The sequence below is a fragment of the Azospirillum sp. VT-I1 genome, from assembly GCF_055698305.1.
The window spans coordinates 547532-564203 of record NZ_CP168805.1 but is presented as its reverse complement, the minus strand read 5'-3'; the positions used below and the strand labels follow the sequence as shown (position 1 = coordinate 564203).

At 68.8% G+C, this 16672-nt stretch carries 15 protein-coding genes and 1 riboswitch; of the genes, 7 read left to right on the top strand and 8 right to left on the bottom strand.

Annotated features, from left to right (window positions below):
• Nucleotides 1-39: 39 nt before the first annotated feature.
• From paaN to paaK, 6 genes are all read left to right on the top strand, one after another.
• On the top strand, nucleotides 40-1719 hold the full coding sequence (gene paaN, locus AB8P05_RS28275; RefSeq protein WP_472761374.1) for a phenylacetic acid degradation protein PaaN: 1680 nt from the start codon (nucleotides 40-42) through the stop codon (nucleotides 1717-1719).
• Entirely contained in the window at nucleotides 1716-2525 is an 810-nt protein-coding gene (paaG, locus tag AB8P05_RS28270; RefSeq protein WP_472761373.1) for a 2-(1,2-epoxy-1,2-dihydrophenyl)acetyl-CoA isomerase PaaG, read from the top strand. Before paaN ends, paaG begins: the two co-directional genes overlap by 4 nt.
• On the top strand, nucleotides 2525-4198 hold the full coding sequence (gene paaH, locus AB8P05_RS28265; protein ID WP_472761372.1) for a 3-hydroxyacyl-CoA dehydrogenase PaaH: 1674 nt from the start codon (nucleotides 2525-2527) through the stop codon (nucleotides 4196-4198). The genes paaG and paaH overlap by 1 nt, the downstream gene beginning before the upstream one ends.
• The gene (paaI, locus tag AB8P05_RS28260; protein ID WP_472761371.1) at nucleotides 4195-4629 is read left to right on the top strand and encodes a hydroxyphenylacetyl-CoA thioesterase PaaI; all 435 of its coding nucleotides are present in this window, start codon (nucleotides 4195-4197) and stop codon (nucleotides 4627-4629) included. Before paaH ends, paaI begins: the two co-directional genes overlap by 4 nt.
• 68 nt (nucleotides 4630-4697) lie before the next feature.
• Nucleotides 4698-5906 carry a 3-oxoadipyl-CoA thiolase gene (gene pcaF, locus AB8P05_RS28255; protein ID WP_472761370.1) on the top strand — a complete coding sequence of 403 codons (1209 nt, stop codon included), beginning with the start codon at nucleotides 4698-4700 and terminating at the stop codon, nucleotides 5904-5906.
• A 74-nt stretch (nucleotides 5907-5980) separates the two neighbouring features.
• On the top strand, nucleotides 5981-7303 hold the full coding sequence (gene paaK / locus AB8P05_RS28250) for a phenylacetate--CoA ligase PaaK (protein WP_472761369.1): 1323 nt from the start codon (nucleotides 5981-5983) through the stop codon (nucleotides 7301-7303).
• Between the two features lie 162 nt (nucleotides 7304-7465).
• Here paaK and AB8P05_RS28245 read toward each other — a convergent pair whose 3' ends face one another.
• From AB8P05_RS28245 to AB8P05_RS28210, 8 genes are all read right to left on the bottom strand, one after another.
• On the bottom strand, nucleotides 7466-8119 hold the full coding sequence (locus AB8P05_RS28245) for a MarC family protein (protein WP_108548995.1): 654 nt from the start codon (nucleotides 8117-8119) through the stop codon (nucleotides 7466-7468).
• Nucleotides 8120-8213: 94 nt separating this feature from the next.
• A complete protein-coding gene (locus tag AB8P05_RS28240; RefSeq protein ID WP_472761368.1) occupies nucleotides 8214-9026 on the bottom strand; it encodes an IclR family transcriptional regulator in 813 nt (270 codons plus the stop codon).
• A 112-nt stretch (nucleotides 9027-9138) separates the two neighbouring features.
• The gene (locus tag AB8P05_RS28235) at nucleotides 9139-10554 is read right to left on the bottom strand and encodes a sigma-54 interaction domain-containing protein (RefSeq protein WP_472761367.1); all 1416 of its coding nucleotides are present in this window, start codon (nucleotides 10552-10554) and stop codon (nucleotides 9139-9141) included.
• Nucleotides 10555-10936: 382 nt separating this feature from the next.
• Nucleotides 10937-11878, bottom strand: coding sequence for a branched-chain amino acid ABC transporter permease (locus AB8P05_RS28230; protein WP_472761631.1), 942 nt, complete (start codon nucleotides 11876-11878; stop codon nucleotides 10937-10939).
• Nucleotides 11879-11914: 36 nt separating this feature from the next.
• Nucleotides 11915-12802 (bottom strand): branched-chain amino acid ABC transporter permease, encoded by an 888-nt coding sequence (locus tag AB8P05_RS28225; RefSeq protein WP_472761366.1) that lies wholly within the window; start codon nucleotides 12800-12802, stop codon nucleotides 11915-11917.
• 219 nt (nucleotides 12803-13021) lie between these two features.
• A complete protein-coding gene (locus tag AB8P05_RS28220) occupies nucleotides 13022-14230 on the bottom strand; it encodes an ABC transporter substrate-binding protein (RefSeq protein ID WP_472761365.1) in 1209 nt (402 codons plus the stop codon).
• Between the two features lie 153 nt (nucleotides 14231-14383).
• Nucleotides 14384-15106: an ABC transporter ATP-binding protein gene (locus AB8P05_RS28215; RefSeq protein WP_455175231.1), complete on the bottom strand. Its 723-nt coding sequence runs from the start codon at nucleotides 15104-15106 to the stop codon at nucleotides 14384-14386.
• The gene (locus AB8P05_RS28210; RefSeq protein ID WP_109084420.1) at nucleotides 15099-15866 is read right to left on the bottom strand and encodes an ABC transporter ATP-binding protein; all 768 of its coding nucleotides are present in this window, start codon (nucleotides 15864-15866) and stop codon (nucleotides 15099-15101) included. The genes AB8P05_RS28215 and AB8P05_RS28210 overlap by 8 nt, the downstream gene beginning before the upstream one ends.
• 343 nt (nucleotides 15867-16209) lie before the next feature.
• Nucleotides 16210-16432: riboswitch (cobalamin riboswitch) on the top strand.
• A 45-nt stretch (nucleotides 16433-16477) separates the two neighbouring features.
• Between AB8P05_RS28210 and AB8P05_RS28205 the strand changes: the two genes are divergently transcribed.
• On the top strand, nucleotides 16478-16666 hold the full coding sequence (locus AB8P05_RS28205) for a CbtB domain-containing protein (protein ID WP_455175229.1): 189 nt from the start codon (nucleotides 16478-16480) through the stop codon (nucleotides 16664-16666).
• Nucleotides 16667-16672 lie beyond the last annotated feature (6 nt).

Genomic DNA, 16672 nt, shown 5'->3' with positions numbered 1-16672 from the left:
AACGCCGACCAGCCAACGACAATAAGGAAACGCCCCGCCATGACCACCACCCCGCAAGCGCTGTTCGAAACGCATGAGGCGACGCTGCAGAAGGCCGTGGAGGCCTGCCGCAGCCGCGCCTACTGGTCGGCCTTCCCCGAAATGCCGAGCCCGCGCACCTATGGCGAGACGGCGGCGGCCGATGGCGAGGCGGCCTTCGCGGCCTACCGCGACAAGCCCTTCGAGCTGGACCAGCCCGGCGTGACCGGCACGGTGGGCGGTGAGCGCTCGCCCTTCGGCTTCGACCTCGGCATCAGCTATCCGGTGTCGGACGTCGATGCGCTGGTGAAGGCGGCCAAGGCGGCGATGCCGGGCTGGCGCAAGGCCGGGCCGAACGGCCGCGCCGGCGTCTGCCTGGAAATCCTGAAGCGGCTGAACGCCCGCAGCTTCGAAATCGCCAACGCGGTGATGCACACCACCGGTCAGGCCTTCATGATGGCCTTCCAGGCCGGCGCCCCGCACGCCCAGGACCGCGGGCTGGAGGCCGTCGCCTATGGCTGGAAGGCGATGACCGACCAGACCCCGGCCGCCCGCTGGGAGAAGCCGCAGGGCAAGAACCCGCCGCTGGTGATGGACAAGCGCTTCGAGGTGGTCGGCCGCGGCGTCGGGCTGGTCATCGGCTGCGCCACCTTCCCGACCTGGAACGGCTATCCCGGGCTGTTCGCCAGCCTCGTCACCGGCAACGCGGTGATCGTGAAGCCCGGCCCCACCGCCATCCTGCCGCTGGCCATCACCGTGAAGATCGCCCGCGAGGTGCTGGCGGAGTGCGGGCTTGATCCCAACCTCGTCACGCTGGCCATCGGCGACACCGTCGCCAAGGATCTGGCGCTGCGGCCGGAGGTGGCGGTGATCGACTACACCGGCTCCACCGGCTTCGGCGACTGGCTGGAGCAGAACGCCCGTCAGGCCCAGGTCTACACCGAGAAGGCCGGCGTCAACACGGTGGTGATCGACGGCACCGACGATCCCAAGGGCATGGTGCGCAACCTCGCCTTCACGCTCAGCCTCTATTCCGGCCAGATGTGCACGACGACCCAGGTCATCTTCGTGCCCAAGGACGGCATCCAGGCCGGCGCGGACCGCATGAGCTTCGATCAGGTCGTCTCGGCGCTGGCCGGTGGCGTCGACAAGTTCCTGTCCGACCCGGAACGCGCGGTGGAGGTGCTGGGCGCCATCCAGTCCGACGCCACGCTGGCCCGCATCGACGAAGCGGCCAAGCTCGGCACCGTCGTGCTGCCGTCGCGCGCCATCACCCATCCCAAGTTCCCGGACGCCCGCATCCGCACGCCCCTGATCCTGACCATGGATGCGACGGATGAGGACAAGTACGGCCATGAACTGTTCGGCCCGATCTCCATCATCGTGAAGACCGACAGCACCGCCGACAGCCTGGAGCGCGCCGCCCGCCTGACCCGGACCAAGGGAGCGCTGACCACCGGCCTCTACAGCACCGACCCGCAGCTGATCGAGCAGGCGACCGACCTGTTCGTCGAGGCCGGCGTCGCCCTGTCGGTCAACCTGACCGGCGGCGTCTTCGTCAACCAGTCGGCCGCCTTCAGCGACTTCCACGGCACCGGCGCCAACCCGGCGGCCAATGCCGCGCTGTGCGACCTCGCCTTCGTCGCCAACCGCTTCCGCGTGGTGCAGAGCCGCGTTCCGGTGCTGGAGGCCGCTCAATGAGCGAGAAAATGGGGAGCAGCGACAAGACCATCCTCCTCGACATCGCCGACGGCGTCGCCACCATCACGCTGAACCGGCCGGACCGGCTGAACAGCTTCACCGCGACGATGCATGAGGAGCTGCGCGGGGCGCTGGCCGCCGTGCGCGAGGACAAGTCGGTCCGCTGCCTGCTGCTGACCGGCGCCGGCCGCGGTTTCTGCGCCGGGCAGGATCTGTCCGACCGCGCGGTGGCTCCGGGGCAGGAGGCGCCCGACCTCGGCGCCTCCATCGAGACCAACTACAACCCGCTGGTCCGCACGCTCCGCGAACTGCCGATGCCGGTGATCTGCGCGGTGAACGGTGTCGCCGCCGGGGCCGGCGCCAACATCGCGCTGGCCTGCGACATCGTGCTGGCGGCCCGCTCGGCCAGCTTCATCCAGGCTTTCTGCAAGATCGGGCTGATCCCCGACAGCGGCGGCACCTGGACCCTGCCGCGTCTGGTCGGCCATGCCCGCGCCATGGGCCTCGCCATGCTGGGCGACAAGCTGTCCGCCGAGCAGGCGGAAGCCTGGGGCATGATCTGGAAAGCGGTCGACGACGACAAGCTGGCGGAGGAGGCCGGCGCGCTGGCCCGCCAGCTCGCCACCCAGCCGACGCATGGCCTTGCGCTCATCAAGCGGGCGTTGAACGTCTCGCTGGACAACGACCTGGACAGCCAGCTCGACCTGGAGCGCGACCTCCAGCGCGAGGCCGGCCGCACGCAGGATTACCGCGAGGGCGTCGCCGCCTTCGTCGCCAAGCGCGCGCCGAAGTTCGAGGGGCGGTGATGGCGGCGCTCGATCCCTCCGTCACCGTCGCGGTGGTCGGGGCCGGCGCCATGGGCCAGGGCATCGCCCAGGTCGCGGCCCAGGCCGGCCACCCGGTCCTGCTGGTCGACACCCGCCCCGGCGCCGCCGAGGCTGCCGTGGACTCCATCGCCAGGGCGCTGACCGCGCTGGTCGAGAAGGGCAAGCGCACCGCGGCGGAACGCGACGCCACGGTGGACCGGCTGCGCGCCGTGAAGGCCCTGTCCGACCTCGCCCCCGCCGGTCTGGTGGTGGAGGCGATCGTGGAGGACCTCGACGTCAAGCGCCGCCTGTTCGCGGAGCTTGAGGGCATCGTCGGGCATGACGCGATCCTCGCCACCAACACCTCGTCGCTGTCGGTCACCGCCATCGGCGCCGGGGTGCAGCGGCCGGAACGGCTGGCGGGCCTGCATTTCTTCAACCCGGCCCCCTTGATGGCGCTGGTGGAGATCGTCAGCGGCCTCGCCACCGACGCCATGGTACTCGACACGCTGTTCGACACGGCCAAGGCCTGGGGCAAGAGCCCGGTGCGCTGCCGCTCCACCCCCGGCTTCATCGTCAACCGGGTCGCCCGCCCCTTCTACGCCGAGGGGCTGCGGCTGGTGCAGGAGCAGGCGGCCGATCCCGCCACCATCGACGCCGTCGCGCGCGAGGCCGGCGGCTTCCGCATGGGGCCGTTCGAGCTGATGGACCTGATCGGCCACGACGTGAACTTCGCCGTCACCCGCTCCGTCCACGCCGCCTATTTCGGCGACCCGCGCTTCCAGCCCTCGCTGATCCAGCAGGAGCTGGTGGAGGCCGGGCGTCTCGGCCGCAAGACCGGCCGCGGCTTCTACGACCACAGCCCCGGTGTCGCCAAGCCCGCGCCGCGCAGCGCCGAACCGGCCGCCAAGCCGCGGCGGGTTGTCTTGCAGGGCGATCTCGGCCCCGCCGCGGCGCTGGTCGGGCTGCTGCGCGAGGCCGGCATCGCGGTGGAGGAAGCGCACGGCCCCGGGCTGCTGCTGGTGGACGGCGTCACACTGGCCCTGACCGACGGCCGCACCGCCACCGCCCGTGCCGCCGAGGACGGCATCGCCCCGCTGGTGCTGTTCGACCTTGCGCTGGACTACGCCAAGGCGACCCGCGTGGCGCTGGCCCCCGCCGACGGCACGCCGCTTGAGGCGGTCGCCGCCGCCGCCGGGCTGTTCCAGGCGCTGGGCAAGGCGGTGTCGGTGATCGACGACGCCCCCGGTCTGGTGGTGATGCGCACCGTCGCCATGCTCGCCAACGAGGCGGCGGACGCGGCGATGCAGGGCGTCGCCAGCGCCGCCGACATCGACATCGCCATGACCAAGGGGGTGAACTACCCGCTGGGTCCGCTCGCCTGGGCCGACCGCATCGGCCTGCCCCATGTGCTGGCCGTGCTCGACGCCCTGGCCCGCACCTACGGCGAAGACCGCTACCGCGCGTCGGCGCTTCTGCGCCGAAGGATCGCCGCCGCCCAAATCGCCCAAATCCCCTCTCCCCCCGGGGAGAGGGTCAGGGTGAGGGGGCGCACAGCGTGGCTCCGCAAGCAGCGGACACTCCAACGCCACCACCGACTCCACGCCGCGCATCCCCCTCACCCCAACCCTCTCCCCGGGGGGAGAGGGGGAAACAAGGACATGCCCGCATGACCACCGATCCCCAGTCCCTCGCCGAAGCGGTCGGCCGCGGCATGTACGAGCGCGATCATTGCGCCCAGGCCCATGGCATCGAACTGCTGGAGATCGCCCCCGGTTATGCCCGAATGGCGATGACCGTCCGCAAGGACATGGTGAACGGCCACGACATTGGCCATGGCGGCATGACCTTCACGCTGGCCGACACCGCCTTCGCCTATGCCTGCAACGCCGCGAACGAGGTGACGGTGGCGGCGGGCTGCTCCATCACCTTCCCGGCGCCGGCCAAGCTGGGCGACGTGCTGACCGCCGAATGCCGCGAGGTGCACAAGCGCGGCCGCTCCGGCGTCTACGACGTCACCGTCACCAACCAGGACGGCACGGTGGTCGGCCTGTTCCGCGGCCAATCGGCGCGCATCGCGGGGACCGTGATCCCGGTCGAGTGATCCAGGCGACGTGACCGCCCCTGGCGGTCGCACCCGCGATCCCCATCTGTTTGTTTTCGGAGCGAACCATGCGTGAAGCCTACATCTGCGATGCCGTCCGCACCCCCTTCGGCCGTTACGGCGGCGGGCTGGCCCCGGTGCGCCCGGACGACCTCGCGGCGGTTCCGCTGAAAGCGCTGATGGAGCGCAACCCCGGCGTCGAATGGTCCGCCGTGGACGACGTGATCCTCGGCTGCGCCAACCAGGCCGGCGAGGACAACCGCAACGTCGCCCGCATGGCGGCGCTGCTGGCGGGATTGCCCGAAATGGTGCCCGGCACCACGGTCAACCGCCTCTGCGGCTCCGGCATGGACAGCATCGGCATGGCCGCCCGCGCCATCAAGGCGGGCGAGGCCGATCTGATCGTCGCCGGCGGGGTGGAGAGCATGACCCGCGCCCCCTTCGTCATGGGCAAGTCCGACAGCGCCTTCTCCCGGCAGGCGGAGATCTTCGACACCACCATCGGCTGGCGCTTCGTCAATCCGCTGATGAAGGCAAGGTTCGGCATCGACAGCATGCCGGAGACGGCGGAGAACGTCGCCGCCGACTACGCCATTTCCCGCGCCGACCAGGACGCCTTTGCCGTCCGCAGCCAGCAGCGCGCCGGCCGCGCCCAGGAGTCCGGCCGTCTCGCCCGCGAGATCGTCCCGGTCTCCATTCCCCGCCGCAAGGGCGAGCCGACCATCGTCGCCGCCGACGAGCATCTGCGCCCCGACACGACGCTGGAGGCGCTGGCCAAGCTCTCCACCCCCTTCCGCAAGGAGGGTGGCAGCGTGACCGCCGGCAATGCGTCGGGCGTCAATGACGGCGCCGCCGCGGTGATCGTGGCGTCCGAGGACGCGGTGAAGCGTTATGGCCTGACCCCGCGCGCCCGCATCGTCGGCACCGCGGTGGCCGGCGTGCCGCCGCGCGTGATGGGCATCGGCCCGGCCCCCGCGACGCAGAAGCTGCTGGCTCGCCTCGGCCTGACCATCGGCGACGTCGACGTGGTCGAGCTGAACGAAGCCTTCGCCGCCCAGGGCCTCGCCGTGCTGCGCATGCTGGGCCTGCCCGACGACGCCGAGCATGTGAACCCCAACGGCGGCGCCATTGCGCTCGGCCACCCGCTGGGCGCCAGCGGCACCCGTCTGGTCGCCAGCGCGGTGATGGAGCTTGAGGACCGCAAGGCGACCCGCGCGCTCTGCACCATGTGCATCGGCGTCGGCCAGGGCATCGCCATGATGGTGGAGCGGGTCTGAACGAAAACCGCCGTCAAAAAGGGCATCACCGGCCGCCAAGCGCCGGGCATCAGCACGAAGGGGAGAAGCGCACCATGTCCATCATGACCGACAGCGGCGTGAACCAGACCAAGGCCGGCATGGACCGCTACGAGTTCGCCAGCCGCGACGAGATCACGGCGATGCAGACGGAGCGGCTGGCATGGTCGCTGCGTCACTCCTACGCCAACGTCGAGTCCTTCCGCGCCAAGTGCGAGGCGAAGGGCGTCCATCCCGACGACTTCAAGGACCTGAAGGATCTGGCGCTGTTTCCCTTCACCGTGAAGGACGACCTGCGCCGCGCCTACCCCTACGGCATGTTCGCCGTGCCGATGGAGGACATCGTGCGCGTCCATGCCTCCAGCGGCACCACCGGGCGGCCGACGGTGGTCGGCTACACCAAGGGCGACATCGACGTGTGGTCGGAGGTCGTCGCCCGCTCCATCCGGGCGGCCGGCGGCACGCGCAACGACATCGTGCACATCGCCTATGGCTACGGCCTGTTCACCGGTGGCCTCGGCGCCCATTACGGGGCGGAGCGGCTGGGCTGCGCCGTGGTGCCGATGTCGGGCGGCCAGACCGAGAAGCAGGTGCAACTGATCCAGGACTTCAAGCCGACCATCATCATGGTCACGCCGTCCTACATGCTGAACATCGCCGACGAGATGCGCCGCCAGGGCATCGACCCGCGCGGCACCAGCCTGCGCGTCGGCATCTTCGGCGCCGAGCCCTGGACCGGCGCCCTGCGCGAGGAGATCGAGCGCACCTTCAACATCCACGCGGTGGACATCTACGGCCTGTCGGAGGTGATGGGGCCGGGCGTCGCGTCGGAATGCGTGGAGACCAAGGACGGCCCGGTGATCTGGGAGGACCATTTCTATCCCGAGATCATCGACCCCGATACGGGAGAGGTGCTGCCCGACGGATCCTACGGCGAGCTGGTCTTCACCACCCTGACCAAGCAGGGCATGCCGGTCATCCGCTACCGCACCCGCGACCTGACCCGGCTGCTGCCGCCGACGGCGCGCGGCATGCGGCGGATGGACAAGATCACCGGCCGCTCCGACGACATGCTCATCATCCGCGGCGTGAACGTCTTCCCGACCCAGGTCGAGGAGCTGATCTGCAAGATCCCGGCTCTCGCCCCGCATTACGAGCTGGTGGTCAGCCGCGACGGCCACATGGACAACCTCGCCGTCCGGGTGGAGATGCATGACGACATCCACCCGTCGGAATGGGACGGCCACGCCAAGCACCTGCAGCACTCGATCAAGTCGCTGATCGGCATCAGCACCCGTGTCGAGGTGGTCGAACCCGGCGGCATCGCGCGGTCCATCGGCAAGGCCAAGCGCGTGCAGGACCTGCGTCCGAAGGGTTGATGATGCCCTCTCCCGCCCCGGGAGAGGGAGGGGACCCACGAAGTGGGGAGGGTGAGGGGTGATCCAAGAATCCAGAAGCGCATGGTTCCTCGGAATACCCCTCACCCTTCCCATGCTCCGGCATGGGCCCCTTCCCTCTCCCGGGGCGGGAGAGGGAGACTTTCAGCCCTTCTGCGACAGCAGCGGGAAGGCGTCCAGAACACCGGTCAACAGGATCTGGACGCCGACGCAGAACAGCAGGAAGGCGAACAGCCGCGTCAGCACCCGCACCCGCGTCGGACCCAGGAAGGCGACGATGCGGTCGGCGGAGCGGTAGGACAGCCAGATCAGTGCCGCGATCGCCAGCGCCGCGCCCGACATGCCGAGGAAGAACTCGATCAGCCCGTCGCCCCGCGTCGGTCGGGTGGAGCCGAGCGCGATGGCGACCGAAATCGTGCCCGGCCCGGTGGTGAAGGGAATCGTCATCGGGAAGAAGGCCGACTCCGCCAGCCCATCGCCGTCACCGGCCGCCTGTTCCTGCTTGCGCGCCTCGTGCCGTTCCGGCGCGGTCAGCAGCGCCCAGGCCCGTTCGGCGACGACGAAACCGCCGGCGATCCGCAGGGCGGCCATCGACACGCCGAAAAAGTTCAGCACATAGGCGCCGGCCCACAGCGCCGTCAGCATGACGATGGCCGAATAGAGGCTGACCAACCCGGCCAGCCGCGCCCGGTCGCGCGGGCTGCTGTCCGCCGTGACCTGACTGAAGATCAGCGCCATCGCCAGCGGATTGACGATGGAGAACAGGGCGGTGAAGGCAAGCAGGAAGCTGTCGAGCATGGGATCCGGGGTGTCCGTCGGTCGTCCGAACAGTTAGCTGGGACGGGACAATGCTGGCAAGGGCGGCGTTGCACCCCCTCGCCTCCCCACGCTCTCACCCGTTGAACAGCGTCGCGTCGATCCGCCGGACCATCGCCACCAGCCGCGGCGCGAACTCCTCCTCCAGCTTCTGCGGGTCGACCAGGAAACCCGGCCCGCCGCAGTTGAAGGCCAGCACCTGCGAGCCGTCGCGCGGCACGAAGGGGACGCCGATGGCGTGCACTTCCGACTTCCAGGCGCCGATGGAGCGACAAAAGCCATGGGTCCGATAGTCCTCGATGGACTGGAGGATGCCGTCGCGGATCTCGGGCCAGCCCTCCCCCTCATGCTCCTCCAGCTTCGCCATCAGCGGCGCGCGCTCCTCCTCCGGCAGGGCAGCCAGATAGGCGCGGCCCATGCTGGTGGTCGACAGCTTGATGTGGGAGCCGACGTCGAGCGACAGGGTGATCGGGCCGGCCGCCTTGCAGCATTCCAGATAGATCATGCTCAGCCGGTCGCGCCCGCCCAGCGCCACCGCCAGCCCGGTCTGCTCGGCCAGTTCCTGCATCAGCGGGCGGGCGACCTGCCGGATGCCCATGCCGGACAGGCTGGCATAGCCCAGCGCCAGCACCGAGGTGCCGAGCCGGTATTTGCCGGTGTTCTGGTCGTAGGCGAGGTATCCCAGCTTGGCCAGCGTGTAGGTCAACCGCGACACCGTCGGCTTGGGCAGGCCGGTGCGCTGCGCCAGTTCCAGGTTGCCCAGCATCGACTCGTTGCGGCGGAAGGCGCGCAGCAGCTCCAGCCCGCGGGCCAGCGCGGTGACGAAGCGCGGGTCCTTCTCGTCGTCCGCCAGATCGTCGACGACCAGAGCCTCTTCCCGCCTGCGCATGACCCGATCCTCCCGCATGAAACGCGGGGGCGATCCTGCCAGCGGCCGGGCAGCGCGTCAATGAAACAGTATTCCGCAGTACGAAATTACAGCAGCGGGGCGGCGCCGGCCCCTACTGCGTCGCCCCCAGCCCCAGCGTCACCATGCGTTCGTACAGCGACGCGCGCGAAATGCCCAGCAGCTTCGCGGCTCGCGCCTTGACGCCGTTGGCCTCCTCCAGCGCCGCGGCGATGGCGTGGCGCTCGGCGGCGTGCAGCACCTCCTGCAGCGGCCGGGCGCCAGCCGCCAGCGGCAGGGCCGAGGCGCCGGCCGGATGCTGGGTGCCGGGCAGCACGCTGCGGATGTGCGGCGCGGTCAGGATCGGCGCGTCGGTCAGCGCCACCACCCTCTCCAGCGTGTTGTAAAGCTCGCGGACGTTGCCGGGCCAGTCATAGTCGCGCAGCACCTGCACCGCCGACTCCAGCAGTTCGCGCGGCGGCGTGCCCTGCTGGATCGCCAGCTGTTCCAGGATGCGGTCGGCGATGCTCTCGATGTCCTCCGGCCGGTCGCGCAGCGGCGGCAGGGTGATCGGCACCACGTTCAGCCGGTAATAGAGGTCGGCGCGGAACTGCTTCTCGCGCACCAGGGCGTGCAGGTCGCGGCTGGTGGCGGCAATGATGCGGACATCGACCCGCACCACCTTGTTGGAGCCCAGCGGTTCGATCTCCCGCTCCTGCAGGACGCGCAGAAGCTTGGCCTGCACCGGCAGCGGCATGTCGCCGATCTCGTCCAGGAACAGGGTGCCGCCGTTGGCCAGCTGGAACTTGCCCTCGCGGTGGCGGCGGTCGGCGCCGGTGTAGGCGCCGGGGGCAACGCCGAAGAACTCCGCCTCCAGCAGGGTTTCCGGGATGGCGGCGACATTGACGCCGACGAAGGGCTTGGCCGCCCGCGGGCTGGCGGAATGGATGGCCTGGGCCAGCAACTCCTTCCCCGTGCCGGTCTCGCCCAGCAGCAGGACGGTGCTGTCCATCTGGGCGGCGCGGCGGCCCAGCCGCTTGATCTCGCGGATCGATTCGCTGGCGCCCAGGAACTGCGAGAACGAGTATTTGGCCCGGCGCTCATGCGCCAGCTCCTGCTGGGTGCGGGCCAGCTCCTCCTGCATCTTCTCGTATTTGCGGACCAGCGGGCGCAGATACTCGGCACGGTCGAACAGCACGAAGCCGATGGCGCCGATGATCGAGCCGTCGGTGCCGAACAGCGGCATCCGCGTCACCACGAAGGACCGGTCGTCGAACTCCATGATGTCCAGCGGCTGGGGCTGGCCGCTCTCGATCACCCGGCGCAGCTGGCTGTTGGGGATGACATCCTCCACCTGCCGGCCGCGCGGGTCGCCGGGGACGCCCAGCAGCGCCTTGTACTTCTCGTCCATCCAGGCGATGCGGCCGTTGTGATCGACCGCGACGGCACCGACGCACATGGATTCCAGGTGCTCGAACAGGGAGTGCACCGCGCGCTGGCGCAGCGCTTCGAAATCGACGGTGTCGCCCACCTCACCCTCCCAGACAGGACCGATTCTTGTTGTCCCGGTGTCGAGGCCCCCGGCAGTTCCTGCCTTCGGGCCTGCTGCATCGCAGCGCATTTTGCCAACAATATCAGAGGTCAACATAGTAGCCCATCCGTCGGATTAAAGGGAAGGCATAGGGGGACGGCCGGAAACGCGGGGTCGATCCGCGCCCGTTCGGCAGAGTTGGGTGTGGCGGCACGCGCAAACAGAGTAGTTTTTAAAAAGGCAATACGGACCTGTTCCCTACATCCTCCGCTATATCTTTCCCCTCGTCCGGAAACACCACCCTAGCGGGTGCGGAAGGGAAAAGAGGGGGACCTTGCGGTCCCCCCTGGGGGAGTTTGCGGATCGGGTCCGGGACGGCGGCTCAACGCCCCCGCTTGGGCAGCCGGTGCAACAGTTCGCCGACGATGCCGCGGCGGAAAACCAGGACGCAGACGACGAAGATGCAGCCGATGACGACCGGCACCGGCAGGCTGGTCGCCGCCAGATAGCTCTCCAGCGTGACGACCAGCGCCGCGCCGACCACCGGCCCCAGCAGCGTGCCCATGCCGCCCAGCAGCGTCATCAGCACCACCTCGCCCGACATCTGCCACGTCACGTCGGTCAGCGAGGCAAGCTGGAACACGATGGCCTTGGTCCCGCCGGCAAGCCCGGCCAGCGAGGCCGACAGCACGAAGGCGACCAGCTTGTAGCGGTCCGTGCGGTAGCCGAGCGACACCGCGCGCGGCTCGTTCTCGCGGATCGCCTTCAGAACCTGCCCGAAGGGCGAATGCACCGTGCGCCAGATCAGGGCGAAGCCGCCGACGAAGATCGCCAGCACGGTGTAGTACATGGTCAGCGGCTGGTTCAGGTCGAACAGCCCGAACAGCACGCCGCGCGGCACGCCCTGGATGCCGTCCTCGCCATGGGTGAAGGGCAGCTGCAGCGCCAGGAAGAAGATCATCTGGCTCAGCGCCAAGGTGATCATGGCAAAATAGATGCCCTGCCGGCGGATGGCGATCAGGCCGAAGACCAGACCCATCGCTCCCGCCACCGCGGTGGCGGCGAGCAGCCCGAACTCCGGCGCCCAGCCCCAGACCTTCACCGTGTGGGCGGAGATGTAGGCCGCCCCGCCGAAGAAGGCGGCATGGCCGAAGCTGAGCAGCCCGGCATAGCCGATCAGCAGGTTGAAGGCGCAGGCGAACAGCGCGAAGCACAGCACCTTCATCAGGAAGACGGGATACAGCACGAAGGGGGCGGCGACGGCGATCAGCAGCAGGGCGCCGGCGATCAGGACGGTGCCGGTGCCGCGGGAGGACCCGCGCATGGCGATGGTGGTGGAGTTGCTGGCGACGGTCATGGATCAGCGCTCCCGTCCGAAGAGGCCCGCGGGCTTGATGAGAAGAACGATCGCCATCACGACGAACACGACGATGTTGGACGCCTCCGGATAGAAGACCTTGGTCAGTCCCTCCAGCAGCCCCAGCCCCAGCCCGGTGACGATGGCGCCCAGGATCGATCCCATGCCGCCGATCACCACCACGGCGAAGACGATGATGATGAGGTTGGAGCCCATCAGCGGCGACACCTGATAGATCGGCGCCGCCAGCACGCCGGCCAGCCCGGCCAGCGCCACGCCGAAGCCGTAGGTCAGCGACACCATCACCGGCACGTTGATGCCGAAGGCCTGGACCAGGGTCGGGTTCTCGGTCGCCGCGCGCAGATAGGCGCCCAGCTTGGTCCGCTCGATGGCGTACCAGGTGCCGAAGCAGACGGTGAGGGAGGCGACGACCACCCAGGCGCGATAGTTCGGCAGGAACATGAAGCCCAGGTTCTGCCCGCCCTTCAGCGCGTCGGGGATCGGATAGGGCTGGCCCGACACGCCATACTGGTGGCGGAAGGCGCCTTCCAGGATCAGCGCGAGGCCGAAGGTCAGCAGCAGGCCGTAGAGATGGTCCAGCTTGTACAGCCGCGACAGCATCGACTTCTCCAGCGCGATGCCCAGCAGCCCGACCGCCAGCGGCGCCAGCACCAGCGCCCACCAGTAGCCGAGCCCGAGAGAGGTCAGCAGCAGCCACGCCACGAAGGCGCCGACCATGTAGAGCGCGCCGTGGGCGAAGTTGATGACGTTCAACATGCCGAAGATCACCGCCAGCCCAAGGCTGAGCAGCGCATAGAAGGAACCATTGATCAGGCCGAGCAGAAGCTGCCCGAACAGGACTTGGGGCGGAACTCCCAGCAGGCTGAACATATCCGCGTCTCTCCCGGTTCGTGGTTGTTGGTTTTTTGTTTTGATTGAGTGATTGCGACCGTTGCCCCCTCCCTACCCCTCCCCGCTCTCGGCCGGCCAAAGGCCGGTCCGATCGCGGGAGAGGGAACTCCGCTGCCGCTTTGCTGACCTTCACGCCGACAAGCGTCCAGCCCCTCTCCCGCGAAGCGGGGAGGGATGGGGAGGGGGCAATACGCCCCCTCACTTCACCAGCGCACAGCCGCTCTGCTTGGGGTCCATGAACGCCGTGTCGGCCGGGATGGTCTTGACGACCTTGTAATAGTCCCAGGGCGCCTTCGATTCGGCCGGGGCCTTCACCTGGACCAGATACATGTCGTGGAACATGCGGCCGTTGGCGGCGATCTTGCCCTTCTTGGCGAACATGTCCTCGACCGGCGTCTCGCGCATCTTGGCGGACACCTTGTCGGCGTCGTCGGTCTTCGCCGCCTCGACCGCCTTCAGATAGTGCTTCACCGCCGAATAGACGCCGGCCTGCACCATGGTCGGCTTCTTGCCGGCCTTGGCCTCGAACTTCTTCGACCACTCGCGGGTCTGGTCGTCCATGTCCCAGTAGAAGCCGGTGGTCAGCATCAGGCCCTGGGCCGACTGCAGCCCCAGCGCATTCACGTCGGTGATGAACAGCAGCAGGCCGGCCAGGCTCTGGCCCGACTGGGTGATGCCGAACTCAGCCGCCTGCTTGACCGCGTTGATGGTGTCGCCGCCGGCGTTCGCCAGCCCGATCACGTCGGCCCCCGACCCCTGCGCCTGCAGCAGGAAGGAGGAGAAGTCGGCGGTGCCCAGCGGATGGCGGACCGCGCCGGCGACGGTGCCGCCCAGCGACTTCACCATCTTGGAGGTCTCCTCCTCCAGCGACTGGCCGAAGGCGTAGTCGGCGGTCACGAAGAACCACTTCTTCTTGCCCTGCTCGTACAGGGCGCGGCCGGTGCCGGCGGCCATGGCGTAGTTGTCGTAGGTCCAGTGGAAGCCGTAGGGGCTGCACTGCGCGCCGGTCAGCGCCGTCGCACCCGGCCCGGACATCAGGAAGATGCGCTTCTTGTCCTTGGTGATGCCCTGCACCGCCAGCGCGGCGGCGGAGTTCGGCACGTCGGCGATCACGTCGACGCCGCCGGTGTCCACCCACTCGCGCGCCTTCGACGCGGCGATGTCGGCCTTGTTCTGGTGGTCGGCGACGGCGATCTCGATGGCGGCGCCGGCGACCTTGCCGCCGAACTCCTCCGCCGCCATCCGCGCGGCGATGGCGGACCCCTCGCCGGCCAGATCGGCGTAGATGCCCGACCGGTCGTTCATCACGCCGATGCGGATGACGTTGTCCGACACCTGGGCGGCGGCCGGAATCGCGGTCCCGGCCAGCGTCAGCAGGGCGGTGCCGGCGAGAAGAAGCGTGCGCATCGGAAGGTCTCTCCCTCTTGGATTTATTGTCGGCCGGTCCCCGTCGCGGGAAGCCGGAGCCATATTCGGGCAAATCCCCGGCGGTTCGCCGCCCCGGCCCCAGGAACGGGCAGGGCGGCGTCGATGCCGGGACGGATCGGAAGGCTGGACGGGCTACACGCCGAGATAGGTGTGGAGCTTGTCCATGTTGGCGTTGAGCTGGTCGTTGGGGATCATGTCCACCACATGGCCCTCCTCCATCACGTAATGGCGGTCGGCGATGGTGGCGGCGAAGCGGAAGTTCTGTTCCACCAGCACGATGGTGAAGCCGCGCGCCTTCAGCGCCCGCACCGCGACACCGATCTGCTCGATGATGACCGGGGCGAGACCCTCGGTCGGCTCGTCCAGCAGGATCATGGTGGCGCCGGTGCGCAGGATGCGGGCGATCGCCAGCATCTGCTGCTCGCCGCCCGACAGGCGCGTGCCCTGGGTCGAGCCGCGCCCCTTCAGGTTGGGGAACAGGTCGTAGATCTGCGGGATCGTCATCCCGCCGTCCTTCACCACCGGCGGCAGCGTCAGGTTCTCGTCCACGCTGAGGCTGGAGAAGATGCCGCGCTCCTCCGGCACATAGCCGATGCCGAGCCGCGGGATGCGGTGCTGGGCCATGCCGATCAGCTCCTGCCCCTGGAAGCGGATGGAGCCGGTGCGCTTGCCCATGATCCCCATGATCGCGCGCATGGTCGAGGTCTTGCCGGCGCCGTTGCGGCCCAGCAGCGTCACCACCTCGCCCTGCCGCACCTCCAGGTTGACGCCGTGCAGCACATGGCTTTCGCCGTAGAAGCCGTGCAGGTCGGCGATCTCCAGCATCGCAGTCTTCGTCTGCATCCCGTCAGGCATGTCCGGTCCCCATATAAGCTTCCATCACCTGCGGGTTCTTGGAGACGACCTCGTAGGGTCCCTCCGCCAGGATCTCGCCGCGGCGGAGCACGGTGATGGTGTCCGACAGGTGGGCGACGACCGACAGGTTATGCTCCACCATCAGCACGGTGCGGTCGGCGGCGACGCGCTTGATGAGGGCGGCGGTGCCCTCGATGTCCTCATGGCCCATGCCGGCCAGCGGCTCGTCCAGCAGCATGACCTCCGGGTCGAGCGCGAGCGTGGTGGCGATCTCCAGCGCGCGCTTGCGGCCATAGGGCAGCTCGGCGGCCAGATGGTTGGCCCAGGGGGAGAGGTTGACCGCCTCGATCAGCTCCAGCGCCCGGTCATGCAGGTCGTAGAGCGTCGATTCGGACTTCCAGAAGTGGAAGCTGGTGCCGAGCGGGCGCTGCAGCGCCACCCGGACATTCTCCAGCACGCTGAGATGCGGGAAGACCGCCGAGATCTGGAAGGAGCGGACCAGCCCCATCAGCGCGATGTCGGCCGGCTTGGTGCGGGTGATGTCCCGGCCCTTGTAGAGGATCTGGCCGCGCGTGGGCGTCAGGAACTTGGTCAGCAGGTTGAACACCGTGCTCTTGCCGGCGCCGTTCGGGCCGATCAGCGCGTGGATGGTGCCGCGGCGAACCTGGAGGTTCACCTCCTTCACCGCCACGAAGCCCTTGAACTCCTTCGTCAGGTTGCGCGCTTCCAGGATGATGTCGTCGTTCGGTGCGGCGTTCATCGGTCGCGAATTCTCCTCCCGTTCGTCCTTATGTCGGGCTTAGAGCCCTTTGCTTATTTCCGGGCCTCACCCGGGGGCCGCCATGCGGCGGGACGTTTCACCGATTGTTGTACGCACGAAGCGTGCCAGGGCGGGGTTCGCTTCGTCCGTATCCGTGGACCCATTGTTTCTCCGCCGGTTTCGCCTCGTCCCACCTCCTTCCCGCTGCGGACCCTCATCCCGGAAAGTGTCGGATTTGCGGACACTCTGTCCGGCAAACATGACAGCATCCAAAGTGTCGGCATGCAAGATCGTCCGTGCGGCAGACGCCTTATTGCGGGCTTGCCAAATCGGCGCGGCACTGCGATGGTGGCCGTCCGACGGTGCCCTGCCCGTCCTGACGGGCGGCGGGGATAATAGGGAATGCGGTGCGGATCCCGGTCATGCCGGATCCAATGCCGTGGCTGCCCCCGCAACTGTGTGCGGCGAGCGTCCCGTCCATCATGCCACTGGCTTCCGGGCCGGGAAGGCGGACGGCGATGCGACGACCCGCGAGCCAGGAAACCTGCCGGCGGATGTTTCACCCTTTCCCAACCCCGCCGGGTGTGGCGGGACAGCAAGGATTGCCTTCCATGACCACCCGTTCCTTCCACGCTGCCGCCGGTTCCGCGACCCGCAGCGCCGCCCAGACCGCGGTCGCCGCCTTCGCCGCGATCCTGCTGGGCAGCTTCCTGCTGTACGGCGTCGGCTTCGCCCAGCCGCAGCAGATCCACGACGCGGCGCACGACGCCCGTCACTCCTTCGCGTTCCCCTGCCACTAAGCCAGG